Annotated in this window: 18 protein-coding genes; 10 read left to right on the top strand and 8 right to left on the bottom strand. The window is 56.7% G+C overall.

Features of this window, described 5'->3' with window-relative positions; all coding sequences use genetic code 11:
- Positions 1–92: 92 nt before the first annotated feature.
- From AEQ63_RS02975 to AEQ63_RS02965, 3 genes are all read left to right on the top strand, one after another.
- Complete coding sequence (locus tag AEQ63_RS02975) at positions 93–470, top strand: type 1 fimbrial protein (protein ID WP_064361719.1); 378 nt, start codon at positions 93–95, stop codon at positions 468–470.
- Between the two features lie 339 nt (positions 471–809).
- Positions 810–1241, top strand: a complete 432-nt coding sequence (locus AEQ63_RS02970; RefSeq protein WP_052512493.1) for a hypothetical protein — start codon at positions 810–812, stop codon at positions 1239–1241.
- 115 nt (positions 1242–1356) lie between these two features.
- On the top strand, positions 1357–2985 hold the full coding sequence (locus AEQ63_RS02965; protein WP_064361718.1) for a methyl-accepting chemotaxis protein: 1629 nt from the start codon (positions 1357–1359) through the stop codon (positions 2983–2985).
- Between the two features lie 37 nt (positions 2986–3022).
- On the opposite strand, the gene AEQ63_RS02960 is transcribed toward AEQ63_RS02965, so the two are convergent.
- Positions 3023–3604 (bottom strand): hypothetical protein, encoded by a 582-nt coding sequence (locus tag AEQ63_RS02960; RefSeq protein ID WP_064361717.1) that lies wholly within the window; start codon positions 3602–3604, stop codon positions 3023–3025.
- A gap of 325 nt (positions 3605–3929) precedes the next feature.
- On the opposite strand from AEQ63_RS02960, the gene AEQ63_RS02955 reads away from it, so the two are divergent.
- Positions 3930–4886 carry a fimbrial protein gene (locus AEQ63_RS02955; RefSeq protein WP_064361716.1) on the top strand — a complete coding sequence of 319 codons (957 nt, stop codon included), beginning with the start codon at positions 3930–3932 and terminating at the stop codon, positions 4884–4886.
- Here the strand turns inward: AEQ63_RS02955 and AEQ63_RS02950 are convergent.
- The 3 genes from AEQ63_RS02950 to ppk2 form a co-directional block, all read right to left on the bottom strand.
- Positions 4881–5240, bottom strand: coding sequence for a response regulator (locus tag AEQ63_RS02950; protein ID WP_064361715.1), 360 nt, complete (start codon positions 5238–5240; stop codon positions 4881–4883). The genes AEQ63_RS02955 and AEQ63_RS02950 overlap by 6 nt on opposite strands.
- Before the next feature lie 23 nt (positions 5241–5263).
- Complete coding sequence (locus tag AEQ63_RS02945) at positions 5264–6703, bottom strand: ATPase domain-containing protein (RefSeq protein ID WP_064361714.1); 1440 nt, start codon at positions 6701–6703, stop codon at positions 5264–5266.
- Positions 6704–6952: 249 nt separating this feature from the next.
- Positions 6953–7870, bottom strand: a complete 918-nt coding sequence (ppk2, locus tag AEQ63_RS02940) for a polyphosphate kinase 2 (protein WP_042609805.1) — start codon at positions 7868–7870, stop codon at positions 6953–6955.
- A gap of 177 nt (positions 7871–8047) precedes the next feature.
- On the opposite strand from ppk2, the gene pstS reads away from it, so the two are divergent.
- From pstS to AEQ63_RS02910, 6 genes are all read left to right on the top strand, one after another.
- Complete coding sequence (gene pstS / locus AEQ63_RS02935) at positions 8048–9079, top strand: phosphate ABC transporter substrate-binding protein PstS (RefSeq protein WP_064361713.1); 1032 nt, start codon at positions 8048–8050, stop codon at positions 9077–9079.
- Between the two features lie 74 nt (positions 9080–9153).
- The gene (gene pstC, locus AEQ63_RS02930) at positions 9154–10119 is read left to right on the top strand and encodes a phosphate ABC transporter permease subunit PstC (RefSeq protein ID WP_064361712.1); all 966 of its coding nucleotides are present in this window, start codon (positions 9154–9156) and stop codon (positions 10117–10119) included.
- Positions 10119–11030, top strand: coding sequence for a phosphate ABC transporter permease PstA (gene pstA, locus AEQ63_RS02925; protein ID WP_064361711.1), 912 nt, complete (start codon positions 10119–10121; stop codon positions 11028–11030). The genes pstC and pstA overlap by 1 nt, the downstream gene beginning before the upstream one ends.
- A 75-nt stretch (positions 11031–11105) precedes the next feature.
- Entirely contained in the window at positions 11106–11867 is a 762-nt protein-coding gene (gene pstB / locus AEQ63_RS02920) for a phosphate ABC transporter ATP-binding protein PstB (protein WP_016774591.1), read from the top strand.
- Positions 11868–11960: 93 nt separating this feature from the next.
- Positions 11961–12659 carry a hypothetical protein gene (locus AEQ63_RS02915; RefSeq protein ID WP_064361710.1) on the top strand — a complete coding sequence of 233 codons (699 nt, stop codon included), beginning with the start codon at positions 11961–11963 and terminating at the stop codon, positions 12657–12659.
- Positions 12659–13300 (top strand): hypothetical protein, encoded by a 642-nt coding sequence (locus AEQ63_RS02910; protein ID WP_064361709.1) that lies wholly within the window; start codon positions 12659–12661, stop codon positions 13298–13300. The genes AEQ63_RS02915 and AEQ63_RS02910 overlap by 1 nt, the downstream gene beginning before the upstream one ends.
- 36 nt (positions 13301–13336) lie before the next feature.
- Here AEQ63_RS02910 and AEQ63_RS27040 read toward each other — a convergent pair whose 3' ends face one another.
- The 4 genes from AEQ63_RS27040 to AEQ63_RS02895 all read right to left on the bottom strand — a co-directional run bounded on the left by AEQ63_RS27040 (position 13337) and on the right by AEQ63_RS02895 (position 15881).
- On the bottom strand, positions 13337–13729 hold the full coding sequence (locus AEQ63_RS27040; RefSeq protein WP_082367688.1) for a RidA family protein: 393 nt from the start codon (positions 13727–13729) through the stop codon (positions 13337–13339).
- Between the two features lie 233 nt (positions 13730–13962).
- Entirely contained in the window at positions 13963–14616 is a 654-nt protein-coding gene (locus AEQ63_RS02905) for a hypothetical protein (protein WP_064361708.1), read from the bottom strand.
- A gap of 46 nt (positions 14617–14662) precedes the next feature.
- Entirely contained in the window at positions 14663–14995 is a 333-nt protein-coding gene (locus AEQ63_RS02900) for a chorismate mutase (protein WP_064361707.1), read from the bottom strand.
- 34 nt (positions 14996–15029) lie between these two features.
- Positions 15030–15881, bottom strand: a complete 852-nt coding sequence (locus tag AEQ63_RS02895; RefSeq protein WP_064361706.1) for an NAD(P)-dependent oxidoreductase — start codon at positions 15879–15881, stop codon at positions 15030–15032.
- Between the last annotated feature and the right edge of the window lie 69 nt (positions 15882–15950).

Genomic DNA, 15950 nt, shown 5'->3' with positions numbered 1-15950 from the left:
CAGGGCCATGCTGACTGGCCTTGCATGGAAGCGGACGTTAAAGATCATTTTGCAACGGGCGATACCTTGGTTAATAACCATGGAGTTTCGCGATGATCATTCGACGTCCTTTATTGATTGCCTGTCTTTGCCTGCTCGGTGTCGACACCGTCACCGCGGCCCAGTCTGCACCCGTCAGCGGGGTGATTCGCTTCAGCGGACAGATTGTCGAGACGAGTTGCATGGCGAGTGGCAGCAGCCATTTTTCTGTCGAGCTGCTTGACTGCCCGCAGGCAAGCACCGGGCAGATCTTCACGGTGAAAAACGTCAGTGCGGCAGGGCGGGGTGAGCCGCGCCAGCAAGTGTTCGTGAAAATGATTGCCGATACCCATGAACAGGAAAAATACTACGACCAGCGTCTGCTACTGACAGACAACAAGGGCCACCAGATAACGACCGGTAATTACGTCGTGACGATGACGCTGCCTTGATGGCTTGGAAAGAATGAATCTGCGCCCCTTGTTTCAAGGTTACTGACAAAAAGGGGCGTCACTAATGAGAATTGTCTGGTTCGTGCAGAACCGTCCCGCGCTTCAGGCTCGCCGCCGCTCTCCCGCGTCACAGAATCCCTCCTTCAACACCACTTGAACCAGGCCGCGCCAACGTTAGCGTGGGCTGTCATCAAGGTGTGGGTTACGTTAAGCGATCCCCCTCGCCATTTTTGAGACAAGTCTCATATCAGACAGATTGGCCCTTGGTTATTTTCTTGAAAGGAAGAATGGAGCTGCCAAAGGTGTCCGATGTTTCTTGAAAATAACCGAAGTCGATCCTTGCGGATCCTGATCGCCGACAGCGACGTGCGCAGAGGCCAGTCGATCGAACAGCAGTTCAACAAGCTGGGCTGTCTCAGCGTGTTGAACGTGTGTACTTATCGCGACCTGAGAATACTGACGTATTACTGCCCCCAACGGTTGAGCCTGGTCGTCGTCAATGCTGAGCTGCTCAGCGAGATGGCAATGGATCCGCTGGATTTTTTCGGGGAAAACCCGCTGATTCGTCATCTGCTGATTTTCAACCCCAGTGATGATCATCAGTGGTCGAAGACCTTCTTCAACCCGCATCCGCAACGCTGGATGCGCCTGGTCTCGAAAATCAACCTGCCGCGCCTGGCGGATTTTCTGATGCTGGCCGATCCGGCGCTCAAGGAACTTGCGGAGCCGGCCTCGCCCGACTCCACGCTCTCTTCGTGCGCGAACCGCTAGCTGCTGCACCTTCCCGCGATGATCCATGTTCGCGCTGAGGCGCTATTGCCCAGCGCCTGCTGCGCTGCCCACTCGTTTGCCCCATTGTCTTGAATACACTCTAAGGTAAGGCATCATGCTGCTTCGTAAACTCAATCTCGCGCCGCGTTCGGCGCTGTGTTTCGGCTTGTTCTGTCTCATGATTATCGCGATCGGACTGATCGCCCTGCAGCAAGTCGACTTGCTCAACAAGGCCGAAACGTACGTTGAGACCACGATCGTGCCGAGCATCAAACTGCTCGGCCAGCTGGATCGTGAGTTCATCGAAATCAAGGGCAATAACGCCCGCTTGCGCAATCCCATCGAAACCCCCGAGCGCAAGGCCCAGGCGCTGATGGACATTCAGCAGTCCCGTCAGCTGATCAAGAAACATCAGCGAGCGCTCATTGATCTGCTGGCCACCGACGCTGGGCGCGAGGCGTTCGAGGAGTTTGCCAAAGCGCAAAAGGTCAATGATCTTGCGCAGGACCAGTACCTTGAAACAGTGGCGAGCGGGCAGCTCGAGGCGGCCATCGCGCTGTCCAAGAATCAGATGCGTGTTGCCTCGGACGGTGTACAGGTCGCGCTCAAGAAGCTGATCGCGCTGAACGAGATCCAAGCCTATGAGGCGGGCAAGCAGGCCGACAATGTCTACGAACACACGCTGTTGATCGTCAGTGTGTTCATCATCATTGCCATCGGTGCTTCGTTGGCCCTGGCCGTGTTGTATACCCGCAGCCTGACGGTGCCGATTGCAGGCTCGCTGAGGGTGGCGGAATGCATCGCCGCCAACGATCTGAGCGAAACCATTGCGCTCGATGGATCCGATGAGGCGGCGCAGATGCTGTCGTCGCTGGCGGCGATGCAGGCCAGTCTGCGCGATGCGCTGATCATGATCCGCGATTCGTCCACCCAACTGGCTGAAACCTCGGAGGTCATGCACGGCGTTACGGAAGATATCTCGCGTATCACTCAGCGTCAGAGCCATGAAATCGAAATGGCTGCCACCGCCGTGACTGAAATGAGCGCAGCGGTGGAGCAGGTGGCGGACAACGCCGCATCGACCTCGCAGTTGACCTCGGAATCAAGTGCGGCAGCCATTGCCGGTCGAAGCCAGGTCAGCGACACGGTAGCCGCCATCAATCTGATGGTGTCCAGCGTGCATAGCACTTCTGCTGAAGTCCAGGCGCTTTCCACCATGGCGAGTGATATCAGCAGCGTGCTGGACGTTATCCGAGAGGTTGCCGAACAAACCAACCTGCTCGCCTTGAACGCGGCCATCGAAGCGGCGCGGGCGGGGGAAGCGGGCCGCGGTTTTGCCGTGGTTGCTGATGAGGTGAGAGGCCTGGCGCAGCGTACTCAGAAATCGACCGAGGACATCGAGTCCATGGTCAGCTCCATTCAGTCGGGCACCAGCCGCGCAGTTACGTCCATGAGCCACACCCGCGCTCAGGCTGAGAGAACGCTCGAAATGGCCAATATCGCCGGAGAAGTGCTGACCGATATCACTGGCTCGCTGAATCTCATCAACGAACGAAACCTGCTGATGGCGACCGCTGCCGAAGAGCAGGCTCAGGTTGCGCGTGAAGTCGACCGCAGCCTGATCAGCATTCGTGACCTGTCCTGTGAAACCGCAGAAGGATCGAAACAGACGGCTGTTGCATCGGCGGAGCTCTCGCAGTTAGCGGCGTCGCTGAACAAATTGACCAAGGAATTCAAGCTCTGACTGTGAGGGTAAAGCCCTGGTTGCCAGGGCTTTTTAATCAGTGCTTGATCGGTGAAGTGAGGTCTTGCGCATCCGGTTCATCATTTTGAGCTGGCGATGCGGTTTGTGCTGTCAGCTGTTCAATGCAGGTGGCGAGTTGTTTTTCATAGCTTTCAAGCACTGCTTCGGCTTCAGCTTCGCGCTCATCCCGCAGACGAAAGAAGTCGTCGCGACTGAGCTGGTCTGCTACGAGTCGGATATTTTGCTCGATGATCGCGCAGAGTGAGTCTTCGTCCTCTAACGCAGCGCTGGTTTGGGCTGCGCGTTGAGTGTTTTCGAGTTCGGTCTTTGCCGCCTCGGCGGCCTTCGCTTGTTCCTTCGCGGTAAGCAAATCGGTTTCCAGAGCCTGCTTCTGTTCCGCCAGACGCTTGAGTTCCACGCTCATTGACTGGATGGTATCGGTGCGCTGCGTGAGCTGGATCTCCTGCTGTTGCACCACGGCCTTCAGTGGAAACAAATTGTTGAGCTCATAACCGGCGACGACGGTCATGGCGATCAGCGCCAGTGCCAGGATCGTCAGGCAGTAGAGGGCGGCGTTGCTCTGGGGTTTCGGGCTATTGAGGGTATCTAGGGCTCTCACGGAATCGGTTCTCCTATCAAGAACAGTCAGTGTAATGGCCGAGTGTCACTGTGCCTTTAAGACGAGTCTTAAATTGGGCTTTAGTTATTTGCGCTGCGAAAGTGTGATACTAAACAGCGTTTCTGTTTGTAGACTTTTCAGGGTTGGCAGGGTGGTTATTAATCTATGAGAATTGTCTTGTTATTGAATAAATAAATTTTTGCTCAAGTGTTCTTTTTTTATTATCTTCTCGTTCCGGTCGTGGTGATATTCCTGCCAATTAAATAGGTGTGGCTACGTCAGCCATTCAGTTGTTTGCACGCTAGGTAGAGTCAGAGAGAGTGTTATGAAGTTATGCCGTGTATTAATTGTCGGGCTCTTGTATATGTTGTCGTCAAACGCAATGGCGGCGATCTGCGAATTTTATCCGGACAATTCCATGGGCAATATGCAGGTTATCCTGCCGGCCACTCTCTCGGTACCACGTGACGCGCCGAATGGCACGGTTATTTATGAAAGCCCTATCGTGACGCTGGGTCCCATTCCCAGTTCTTTCAGGTGCTCCGCAGTGCACAATGAAGGTGTACGCAATAATGTCGGCATTACTCAGCCGGGCGTGGAGATTTTTCCTATCGGGAATACCGGAATCGGCTGGCAATGGGTCCGACCGCCATCGGGGAAAGCGTGGAAGGGCTTTCCAGGAACTACCGACACTGCTGGCGGTTGGGGTTGGAATGGTTCTGAGCACATCTTGCGTTTTGTAAAGACGGGCACTATTTCCGGCAGTGCGACGATACCTTCAGGCCAACTGGGGACATTTGTCGCTGCTGAAATCGAGCCTTTGGCAATGAATACCAGCGGCACACGAATCGTCTCGCAGTCTTGTGAAACACCTGATGTGAAAGTGGATATGGGTAGCTACACCATGAGCGATTTTTTGCAGAACGGTGACTATGCCAAGGAGAAATACTTCTTTCTTGATATGAAAAACTGTCCTCCTGGAATCAATAACTTCAGGTACTCCTTTTCGCCCACTGCGGGCAGCCCTGCATGGAGTGCTGATACCGGCGTGGTAAACCTCAACAGTAACTCGACTGCCAAAGGGCTGGCGTTGCAAATGCGCTTCAGTGACAGAAAGATACTCAAACTGAACCAGAATTACATAATGAAAGCGCCAACATCGAGCGGCGGTAATGCATCCGTTTCCTTGCAAGCTCGTTTCGTGCGCATTGAACCTTCCAATGCGCAAATGAGAGCGGGCGATGCCAATGCCGAAATTGCCTTCGTCGTCGAGTATCTATGAGCCCAACAACTTCTTCACCTCAGCCACAATCACCGCAATGTCGAACGGCTTGGGCACCACCACATCGAACAGGTCCGAGCGCTGCATGCCGATGTGCGCCTGGGCGCCACTCATCAGGATGATCGGCAGGTGTTTGACGGAGGGCTGGGCACGCACGGCTTCGGCGAATTCGAGGCCGTCCATGACCGGCATCATGAAGTCCGTGATGACCAGGGCTGGACGTTCTCTTTCCAGCACTTCGAGAGCCTTCTTGCCATTGCTCGCGGTCACAGTCATGAAGCCCTCATCCTCAAGCGCAAAGCCAAGAATGTCGGCAATCAGATACTCGTCGTCGACTACCAGGATGGTGGTCATGTTATTTCAACCCGCTTGCAGACTTACGAAATTGAACCAGGCAATGACTCAGCTGTGACTGAAGGTTCATTTTTCAAAGCCTTTTCCAGGAACACATCTTGATCACGGATAACCACCTCGAACCGCGACGGGTTGTAGGAGCTATCACGTATCTTGAGAATGGAAAGCGTCCTGTGAAGTTCAGCGTGATTTTCAAAGAACCGCATGAGCATCAGGTTGTCGACAATACTGGACAGGTCAGAGGTCGGTGCGCTGACTTCGGAACCGAACAAATCGCGCATTTCCCAGGAGGCGAACACCGTGACGCCTCTGGATCGCAGCTCGTTCATCAATGCACTGAAAAAGTCGGTGATGCGTTCCGGGGTGGTAGAAACCCGCGTCATGCCGCTGAGGCTATCGATAAACAGGCGCTTGATGCCTTTTTCATCGACCAGGCTCAGCAGGCGTGCGCCGAGGCCGTCCAGCAAGCCTTCGGTGGTCGGCTGCCAGGCAATGCTCAGCGCACCGCTGTGTTCCATTTGTTCAATATCGATGCCCAGCGAACGGCCTTTGAGGCGCAGCCGCTGCGGGCTTTCATAGAAACCGAAATGCAGGCCCGGCGCTTCCGGCGTCGACTGCGCGATGAACTTCAGACCCAGGGTGGTCTTGCCGATCCCCGAAGGACCCATGACCAGCGTCACGCTGGAGCTGTGCAAGCCGCCTCCGAGGATGTCGTCCAGCGAGGCAATGCCGCTTGGGATGCGCGTCATGTCCGCGCTGTCCGGGGCGGACGGGCGTTTGTACAGCGTTTCCAGGCGAGGGTAGATCACCAGGCCGTTATCGGTGATTTCACATTCGTGGACACCGGTCAACGCGCCGCTGCCGCGGGTCTTGCGCAAATGAATGCGGCGCACCGAGCGGGTACCGAACAGCTCTTCGCCCATTTCGATGACGCCGTCGACCATGGTGTGCTCGGGGCTGCCGTCGTCAAGGCGCGAGCTGGTGAGAAACAGCACGGTGCATCCGGCAAACGCCGCATGGCCTTGCAGTTCGGAGATGAATTTTTTCGTGTCGATCGGCGAATCGGCTTTGGACCGTGCATTGAGCAGGCCGTCAACGACCATGACGGTCGCTTTCTGCCGGGTGATTTCGCGGCGAAGCAGCTTCACTACCTCATCGAGGCCTTCGTTTTCCAGCGTGTCGAATGCGCTGACAAACTGTATTTCGGCGCCAACACGCGAGGCGTCAAAGAAGCTCATGGTCGACAGGAACTGAAACAGCCGGTCGTGGGATTCGGCCAGCAACGTGGCGACCAGAACACGACCGCCGTTGCGGGCATGATGAAACCCGAGCTGATTGGCAAGGATGGTCTTGCCGGAACCCGGGCGCCCTTGAATGATGTACGAAGCACCCGCGACAAGGCCTCCCTGAAGCAGCGCGTCGAGTCCTTCGATCCCGCTTTGAAGGCGTTTTAGCTTTTCCACAATGCGACCCTGATCTGAATAAACAGGCTTGTTCAGCCGAATGGTTTAAATGCTAACGCCATTTCCGGTTGAGGGCCATTAAGGTTGAGGGAAAGTAGCGTTTTTGCAACGTGAGCCTGACGAGCGACTGCTCGCGATCAGGGAGTAGGGACACCGGCGGCACGGGAAGATTCGCTTTTCCGATCCAGGAAACGACAAAGCCCCGAATAACCGGGGCTTTGTCGTTCCAAGTGCTCGTTTGGGCCAGGCCTAATAGACCTGAGGCACGATGAGTTCCGGGGGTGTGGGAATGCGCGAATAGTCTTCCTGCCTGACGCGTTGCGGCAGTTCGATTACCGGCATCTCCACCTCTTCGTACGGCATCTGCCCGAGCAGGTGATGGATGCAGTTGAGTCGGGCTTTCTTTTTATCGTCAGCTTGTACCACCCACCACGGTGCTTCGGCGATGTGCGTGCGTTCAAGCATGATTTCCTTGGCCTTGGTATAGGCTTCCCAACGCCTGCGGGACTCCAGATCCATGGGGCTGAGTTTCCACTGCTTGAGCGGGTCATGAATACGGCTGAGAAAACGCAGGTGCTGTTCCTGGTCGGAAATGGAGAACCAGTATTTGATCAGCTGGATGCCGGAGCGGGCGAGCATGCGTTCGAATTCCGGTACCGTACGAAAGAATTCCTCGTACTGGTATTCATTGCAGAACCCCATCACTTGTTCCACACCCGCGCGGTTGTACCAGCTACGATCGAACAACACGATTTCACCCGCCGCCGGCAGGTGCGAGACGTAGCGCTGGAAGTACCACTGAGTGCGTTCGCGGTCGTTGGGGGCGGGTAGGGCGGCGACCCTGCAGACCCTGGGATTCAGGCGTTGGGTGATGCGTTTGATGACACCGCCTTTACCAGCGGCGTCCCGTCCTTCGAACAGGATCACGACTTTGTGGCCCGTCTTGACCACCCAGCTCTGCAGCTTTACCAGTTCGCCTTGCAGGCGGAACAGTTCGCTGAAGTAAGTCCTTCGCGCATCCTTCTCGGGATCCTCTTGCACATGCTCATCGAACAATGCGTTGAGGTCATGGCCGTCTTCGGATAATTCAAGTTCCAGCTCTTCGTCACTGTGATCAAGCAGCTCACGGTGGATGCGCTGTATTAGCGTGTCGTCTGTGGGGAACATGGCAGGGGCTCGCGGCTGAGGATGGCAAAGTGTTAGGCACATTTTGTTACGAACCCATTACATCCATGTGCGCCGCTGCGGTGAGGGCAGGAGGGTACCGTTTGCCACCTCGCTTTCATGAAAACGTCACAAAACTGCTGCAGAGTTCGGGAGCCCGTAATCACTAGGTGTCATTTAATGAAACGTTCGATGAAGTCTGCTGCACTCGCCATTGCGGTATCTCTTTGTGCCACCTCGGCCTCCTTTGCAGCAGAAAATGTTCGCCTGACGGGGTCAGGAGCTAGTTTCCCGGCACCGATCTACCTGACCTGGTTCAAGGATTTCAGCAAGAAATCCGATGGCGTCACTGTGGATTACCAATCCAAGGGCAGCGGCGCGGGCGTACAGGATTTCTTGAACAAAACCGTAGATTTCGCTGCCAGTGACTCGGCAATGAAAGACGAAGATATCGCCAAGGTCGCCGAAGGCGTGCAGTTGCTGCCGATGACTGCCGGGGAAATCGTGCTGGCCTACAACCTGCCGGGCAATCCCAAGGGTCTGAAGCTGCCACGCGAGGTGTATTCCAACATTTTCCTGGGCAAGATCACGCGCTGGAACGATCCGCAGATCGTCGCTGCCAACCCGGACCTGAAACTGTCCGATACGCCGATCACGGTTGTCGTGCGTGCAGATTCCAGCGGTACGACTGCGGTATTCACCAAGCACCTGGCAACCGTCAACGCCGAGTTCAAGCAGGCGCTGGGTGAGGGCAACACTGTCAACTGGCCGGCCAGTGACAAGTTCATCAAATCGCCAAAAAACGATGGCGTAACGGCTACCGTGCGCCAGACCCCAGGCGCGATTGGTTACATCGAATATGGCTTCGCCAAGCTCGCCAAGGTCGACTTTGCCCAGTTGCAGAACAAGGCTGGCAATTACGTAGTGCCAAACGCCGAAAGCGGTGCCGAGGCCCTGGCGGCGGTGAAAATGCCGGAAAACCTGGTGGCCTGGCTGCCTGATCCGGACGGTGCCAAGTCCTATCCGATCACCTCTTATACCTGGATGATTTTCCGCAAGGACAATGGCAACCCGGCCAAGGCCAAGGCTATGCGTGAAATGGTCGAATACAGCCTGACCGAGGGGCAGAAGATTGCCGATTCGATGGGCTACATCCCGTTGCCGCAATCGGTCGTCGAACAGGTTCGCAAAGCGTCCGCCAACATTCAGTAACGCCGTGAGGTCTCTCTCGGCGTGTGCGTCTGCGCCACGCCGGGAGAGTTTCCCCCCTGTTCCGGACTTAGCCCATGAACAAACCTTTTGTCGTACCGGTTAATCCCGACTCTGCCTGCCAGCCACCCTCGACGAAGGACTTCCTGGTGGATCGCACCTTTCGCGCGCTGGCGCGAATCGGCGTGGTGCTGATTCTTGCGCTGGTATTTGCGCTGGTGTTCGAAGTCGGACGCAAGGCACTTCCCGGTATGGAGAAGCACGGCTTCGATGTGCTGCTGGGCAGCGTGTGGGACGTCAACCAAGGCAAATACGGCATCCTGCCGGCCATCTGGGGCACGCTTTACAGCGCCTTCATCGCGCTGCTGATCGCCGGTTTCTTCGGCGTGAGCATGGCGATTTTCCTGACCCAGGATTTCCTGCCGACCAAGCTCGCTGCGCTGTTTCGGACCATCGTCGAACTGCTGGCAGCCATTCCCAGCGTGGTCTATGGCCTGTGGGGGATCTACGTGGTGATCCCAGCGATTCGGCCGCTGACGACCTGGTTGAACAGCGAACTGGGCTGGATTCCCTTTTTCGGCACATCCCTGAGCGGTCCGGGTCTGCTGCCCGCAGCGCTGGTGCTCGCCATCATGATTCTGCCGACCATTGCCGCCGTGTCGCAGGACGCGCTAACGGCTGTGCCGATGAAAACCAAGCAGGCCGCGTACGGCATGGGCACTACCCATTGGGAAGCGATTCTCAAAGTGATGGTGCCTTCGGCGGCCACCGGCATATTCGGTTCTCTGGTGCTGGGCCTGGGGCGCGCGCTGGGTGAGACGATGGCGCTGGCCATGCTCGTCGGCAACGCCAACAACATTTCCCTCTCGCTGTTTGCCCCCGCCAACACGCTTGCCGCTTTGCTGGCGCTGAACTTCCCTGAAGCCGGCCCGAACGAGATCGAGGTGTTGATGTACGCCGCGCTGGTGCTGATGCTGATTACGCTGATCGTGAACATCATCGGTTCGATGATCATGATGTACGCCCAACGGGGTAACAAGTGATGACTGACCTGACCGCAGCAACCGACCTGACTGCGCCGACAGGCGCGATGCCCAGCTTGCAACGCAAGTTCGAAGGCCGCGCGCTGCGCAGCCTGATCCTGACCACCCTGGTCTGGGCAGGTGCTCTGCTGGCCAGCGTGCCGCTGATTTCCGTGCTCTACATGCTGATCACTCGTGGTGGCGCGCGCCTGAACCTGGGAGTCTTCACCGAACTGCCACCGACTGGCTTCGAGATGGGCGGCGGTTTTGGCAACGCGATGGCAGGTACCTTTGTAATGGTCGGTATCGCGGCAGCGATCGCGGTGCCGGTCGGGATCATGGCGGCGATCTTCCTGGCTGAGCTGGGGCCGGACAGCAAACTGGGCAACGCCGCGCGTTTCGCCGCGAAGATGCTCACGGGCCTGCCGTCGATCCTGGCGGGGGTGTTTGCCTATGCCCTGGTGGTGATGACAACCGGCACCTATTCAGCACCGGCGGGTGGCGTGGCACTGGCGGTCCTGATGCTGCCGATCGTCGTGCTGACCGCGGAAGAATCGATGCGGATGGTGCCCAAGATCATGAAGGATGCCGCTTATGGCATGGGCTGCACTCGCTCGCAGGTGATCTGGAAAATCATCTTGCCGACCGGCATGCCGGCGATCCTGACTGGCGTGATGCTCGCCGTGGCGCGTGCCGCAGGCGAGACGGCACCGCTGTTGTTTACCGCGCTGTTCAGCAATTACTGGATCTACCACCAAGGCAATCTCGACGTCATGAACCCGACTGCCTCGCTGGCGGTGCTGATCTACAACTTCTCCGGCATGCCTTTCGATAACCAGCTCGAGCTCGCATGGGCGGCCTCGTTGGTGCTGGTGATGATCGTGCTGTTCGTGAACATCATCAGCCGTATTTTCGGCAAGCCCAAGTATTAAGAACGGGAGCAACTGATTTTGAACGTATCCACTGCGCAAATAGGCGCTCCGTTTGTCACCCAGGCGCCTGTAGTCATGGACTGCAAACTGGACAAGATTTTCTACGGGAATTTCATGGCGGTACGTGACAGTCACGTGCCGATCGAGAAAAACAAGATCACTGGATTCATCGGGCCCTCAGGCTGCGGCAAGAGCACCGTGCTGCGTAGCCTCAACCGGATGAACGACCTGGTGAAGGGGTTTCGTTTCGAGGGCCATGTGCATTTCCTCGGGCAGGACGTCTACGGCAAGGGTGTCGACCCGGTGGTCGTGCGCCGCTACATCGGCATGGTGTTTCAACAGCCAAACCCGTTTTCGATGAGCATCTTCGACAACGTTGCGTTTGGTCTGCGCCTCAATCGCTACAAGGGCGATATTGGCGATCGCGTCAAGCATGCGCTGCAAGGCGCCGCGCTGTGGGATGAAGTCAAGGACAAGCTCAAGGTCAGCGGCCTGTCGCTCTCCGGTGGCCAGCAGCAACGCCTGTGTATTGCCCGGGCAATCGCCACCGAGCCGGAAGTCCTGCTGCTGGATGAGCCTTGTTCGGCACTCGACCCGATCGCTACCCGACGCGTCGAAGAATTGATGGTCGAGTTGAAGAAGGACTACACCATCGCACTGGTCACTCACAACATGCAGCAAGCCATCCGTGTCGCTGACACCACGGCGTTTTTCTCGGTGGATATTTCCCAGGGCACGCGCACGGGCTATCTGGTCGAGATGGGCCCGACGGCGCAGATCTTCGACAATCCGCGGGAACAGATGACCGGCGATTACATCAGCGGCAAGTTCAGCTAAGTCACAGCACCGGTCACGGCCGCCTACCTGCACAAGCCAAATGGATTTGGCGGGCACCGGCGGACATTCACCAAGCGTTTCCAAGGAGCTCCAATGCCTGCCAAGCACCGTCTTGATTTGCCTGCGATTGAACGCGCACTGCGTAACGTGCAGAGCCGTTTCGCCGAGCTCAGCCGGCACTTCACCGAGCCCCGAGACCCGTTCACTGACGAAGTCCTGAACAATGTGCTTGAAGGTTATGCGTTGGTTGACGAATATGTTGCCCGCGGCGTCGACCTGTTCGATCTGCAGCAACTGAACCTGATGCTGGAGATCAATGCCACGGTGCTGTGTGGCCGGGATCCGGCGCGCCGGCTCGAATACGCCCAGCATCTGGCAGCCACTGAGGCGCACTTCTTCAACAATGTTGAGGGCGGCATCAAGGACTTGTACAACTGGTATTGCGCGTATCGCAGTGAATCGGTCTGGAAGCGTGCAGCGGGGGTCTATGTGCGCATTCTGAGCAAGCCGCAGCTGTTTATCGAAGGCAATAACCGCAGTGGCTCGCTCATTGTCAGCTACCTGCTCATGCGCGCAGGACTGCCGCCGTTCGTGCTGACGCTTGAAAACGCCGAGGGCTATTTCAACCCGTCCTCGGTCATCCGCAACTCCGCCAAGCATGGCGTCAAGGCGTTGTACGAATTGCCCAAGATCAAGAAAAAATACGCAGCATTTTTAGAAGAACAGGCGCCCGAACCAATGAAGTTCTTTCTCAAAGACAAGCCTCTGCCTGTCTCCCAGGGTGGCCATTGATGAGCGGGGCTCCAGCATTGGCCAAATGCAGAACCTTCGCCAGCCGGGCAGGGCAGGTCATCCGCTGCGCTCTGCCGCAGTTGTTCGAACGTCAGCGTATACGGATTTCGTTCGATATCGATGACACGCTCGCTTGCCAGCTCCACCACTGCGCAGTCGAGAAAAGCCGACTTCCCGCCTGTATTCATCGTTGGCTGGGTGAGCCGTTGCGCATGGGCACGCGATCGCTGATCCGCGAGCTGCGCCGCCAGGACTGCAGCATCTGGGTCTACACCTCATCCGGGCGCACGCCGTCCTATATCAGGCGCTGGTTGGCGCTGTACGGCATCCGCGTCGACGGCGTGGTCAACAGCGTGCTGCACAACCGTGCCCTGACGGCGCACGGGATGTCGAATGCGCCTTCAAAATATCCGCCAGCGTTCGATATTGACTTGCATGTCGATGATTCGGAGGGCGTCCAGCTTGAAGGCAAGGATCATGGCTTCCGGGTGGTCGTGGTGCATCCCGAGGATGATCGCTGGGCGCAGAAAGTGCTGGATTCGGTGGCCAAGGTCCAGGCGCAGCTCGCTTGGCAGCAGATGTTCAGACATAAAAAGCCGGTGCCACAACGGGCGGAGACGTTCTTTGAGCCGCTTGGCTGAGCGAGTACGCGTTGGCTATCTGGACAGCAGCGCTTTTTATCGCTCTACGGCGACGCATTTGATCTCCACGAGAAGGCCAGGTCGAGCCAACTCACTGACACCAATGCAGGTCCACGTGCAAGTGCTTCTCGGAAAGACTTTATCCTTTACGCGTCTGAAAATTGGCATGTGACGGTGCATGTTGACGTGGTAAGTTGTCATTTCTACGACATCTTCAAATTTACAGCCACCTGCCTCCAAGACGACCCGGAGATTGTCCCATGCAGCCAAGAACTGCTGCTCAGGGTCTTCGATAACGGATAATTCCGGCGTCCTGCCTACCTGACCCGCGCAGTAGAGAGTTTTTCCTACCTTTACTGCTGGTGCATAACCAGCACGCTCGCAGATCAATCTCATGCCATCTGGAACAATGATCTGACGATCAGTCATGATTGCGGAGCCCCAAAGTTAGAACGGTTACGAAAGCTAACTCAGGGGCCAGAGCCGCGTCCACTCAGTTCACTTCTCATCTATTAATCAACCCCACAGGTGCTTTTAGCCGCTGCTGAGTCTTTTTGAACTCATTACCTAATGTGGCTACCTCGATCGATGCAAAAGGCGCGAGCCGGGAGCGTTACTGATCAGAAGCATTTCGATGGTTGGTTCGCTACTAGGCTGGCTCGTCAGTTCGTGTCGTCATCACCTTGAAATATATCTGCGTAAAGTCGCGCGACTGTAGGGGTAAGGTTATGACCGGCAGGAATGAGAAAGTCGGCGTGTGGTGCGAGCCGTTTTACATAGATGACTTCGTAAATCCTGCGCACGACTCCAGGTGCTGTTTCTTCCCGGTCGAGACCTGGCATTATTCCTACCGCTTTGTAACCGGCTTGCTCCAGTGCTTGTTGCATATACGGCGTGCGGGTTGTTGCCATGCCATAGATCAGCCCCGCGCCCATGAACGTGCCGATTTTTTCTCCCAGGTCCTGGGCCGCAACGGCCAGTCTGGCTTGTCTGTGCGGTTTGGCTACCGCGCCCACCCGCCCGAAAATAACGTCAGCACCGTCAATTTTTTCCCACGTGGCGATAGCGACAATCTCATCGTTCTGGCGGACGACGGTAGCGAATATCCCTCGCTCCGGATCGTCTTCGAGCACCACGTTGTCTGCGTAGAACTGCTGGTCCAGAAACGGGCTTGCCAACCCCACCGAAATGGAGGGAAACCATGTCCGGAAAAAATCTGTCGCGACATTGATCTCCTCACGTTTCAGGTAATCCCAACTGTAGCCAGAGGGTAAATCGGTAAAGCTTCGAATTTGCTCGATCGTTGGCCATTTCATGCGGTTCTGCTCGTTTGTCTGATTGCTTCGATAAGTGGCGCCGGGGTCAGGCCCGAGGGGTAAGGTTATTGGCGGGTGTCGGGGCATGCCTGGCGGCGATCTGCCTGTGGCGCTCGACCACTTCGCCAATGACCAACTGCATCAGCCTCTGCACGATGGCCGTATCCAGCTCAGCCTCCTGAGCAAGTGCTGCCAGACGCTGGTTTTGCTGCTGCTCTCTGGCCTCGTCTACCGCAGGCAACTGATATCGGGCTTTGAGCAATCCGACCTCATCGGTACAGCGAAACCGTTCCGCGAGCAGATGGATGAGCGCGGCGTCGATATTGTCGATGGTTTTCCTGAATGTTGAGAGTTGACGCGCGATGTCGGAGTTTTCCATGAATGACCTCGTGACAGGTGTTCGAAAGAGCTTCTCAATGATTCGTCTGCTGAGCAAAAACCGACCAGTCCTTGTCGCCATCTCCCCTGGCTACCGCCGACGTCATTTTCAATCGCACGGCATCCGCCGCTGGCAACTCCAGCCCTTTGAGACGACCCGCATCGATCGCCAGATTCATATCCTTGAGGCCAAGCGACAGTTTGAATCCCGGTTCAAAATTACTGCTGACGATGTTCTGCCCATAACGTTGATAACTGGGGCAGGCGAACAGGGTCTGGGTCATGAGCTTGATGAAAATCGAAGGGCTCAGTCCGTGGCGTTGAACGAGTCCGCTGGCTTCGCCCAGAGACTGGATGGCTTGGGTGATCATCATGTTGCCGGCGATTTTCGCGATACAGGCCTGTTCAGGTTGATCGCCCAGATACCAGGTTTTTTTCCCGAGCAGGTCGAGCAGCGGTTGGACGGTCGAGACAGCGGCCTGCGATCCGGCCGCCAGGATATTCAACTCGCCCTTGGCCGCCACGGCGGGCACGCCGAAAACCGGCGCCGCGATCAATGGCATGCCGACGGCTTCATGTTCTCGCTGCAACTCCAACATCAGCGAAGGCGACAAGGTCGACATCACGACATGCACGCAAGCTTCGTCTGCAGTTTCCAGAACAGCGCTGGAGAGCAGCACTTGCCTGACGGCGGCGTCATCGGCCAGAAGAGTGATGACTACCTCTTGCTGGAACGCCGAGGCCGGCGTTTCGATAACGCTGATGCCTTCGAGATCCTTGATCGCCGCGTGACTGCGGTTCCATGCCGAGACGTGATGGCCAGCGCGGACGAGCAGTGGAATGATCGCTCTGCCCATGCTTCCCACTCCGATAAAACCAATCTTCATTTGCAGTCTCCGGTTGGTATTCGACGACGGTGAATGCAGACAAGTATGTCGGGCACGGGATTGCTACGG

It is taken from the genome of Pseudomonas sp. RIT-PI-o (assembly GCF_001297215.1).
Taxonomy (GTDB): Bacteria; Pseudomonadota; Gammaproteobacteria; order Pseudomonadales; family Pseudomonadaceae; genus Aquipseudomonas; species Aquipseudomonas moraviensis_A.
The sequence above is the reverse complement of the archived record's forward strand: the minus strand, read 5'-3'. Positions and strand labels throughout refer to the sequence as shown.

Bases quoted from the DNA above. Each gene is read 5' to 3' on its own strand.
- AEQ63_RS02975 (WP_064361719.1), top strand. From the start codon at position 93: ATGATCATTCGACGTCCTTTATTGATTGCCTGTCTTTGCCTGCTCGGT.
- AEQ63_RS02965 (WP_064361718.1), top strand. From the start codon at position 1,357: ATGCTGCTTCGTAAACTCAATCTCGCGCCGCGTTCGGCGCTGTGTTTC.
- AEQ63_RS02955 (WP_064361716.1), top strand. From the start codon at position 3,930: ATGAAGTTATGCCGTGTATTAATTGTCGGGCTCTTGTATATGTTGTCG.
- AEQ63_RS02950 (WP_064361715.1), bottom strand. From the start codon at position 5,240: ATGACCACCATCCTGGTAGTCGACGACGAGTATCTGATTGCCGACATT.
- ppk2 (WP_042609805.1), bottom strand. From the start codon at position 7,870: ATGTTCCCCACAGACGACACGCTAATACAGCGCATCCACCGTGAGCTG.
- pstS (WP_064361713.1), top strand. From the start codon at position 8,048: ATGAAACGTTCGATGAAGTCTGCTGCACTCGCCATTGCGGTATCTCTT.
- pstC (WP_064361712.1), top strand. From the start codon at position 9,154: ATGAACAAACCTTTTGTCGTACCGGTTAATCCCGACTCTGCCTGCCAG.
- pstA (WP_064361711.1), top strand. From the start codon at position 10,119: ATGACTGACCTGACCGCAGCAACCGACCTGACTGCGCCGACAGGCGCG.
- pstB (WP_016774591.1), top strand. From the start codon at position 11,106: ATGGACTGCAAACTGGACAAGATTTTCTACGGGAATTTCATGGCGGTA.
- AEQ63_RS02915 (WP_064361710.1), top strand. From the start codon at position 11,961: ATGCCTGCCAAGCACCGTCTTGATTTGCCTGCGATTGAACGCGCACTG.
- AEQ63_RS02910 (WP_064361709.1), top strand. From the start codon at position 12,659: ATGAGCGGGGCTCCAGCATTGGCCAAATGCAGAACCTTCGCCAGCCGG.
- AEQ63_RS27040 (WP_082367688.1), bottom strand. From the start codon at position 13,729: ATGACTGATCGTCAGATCATTGTTCCAGATGGCATGAGATTGATCTGC.
- AEQ63_RS02905 (WP_064361708.1), bottom strand. From the start codon at position 14,616: ATGAAATGGCCAACGATCGAGCAAATTCGAAGCTTTACCGATTTACCC.
- AEQ63_RS02900 (WP_064361707.1), bottom strand. From the start codon at position 14,995: ATGGAAAACTCCGACATCGCGCGTCAACTCTCAACATTCAGGAAAACC.
- AEQ63_RS02895 (WP_064361706.1), bottom strand. From the start codon at position 15,881: ATGAAGATTGGTTTTATCGGAGTGGGAAGCATGGGCAGAGCGATCATT.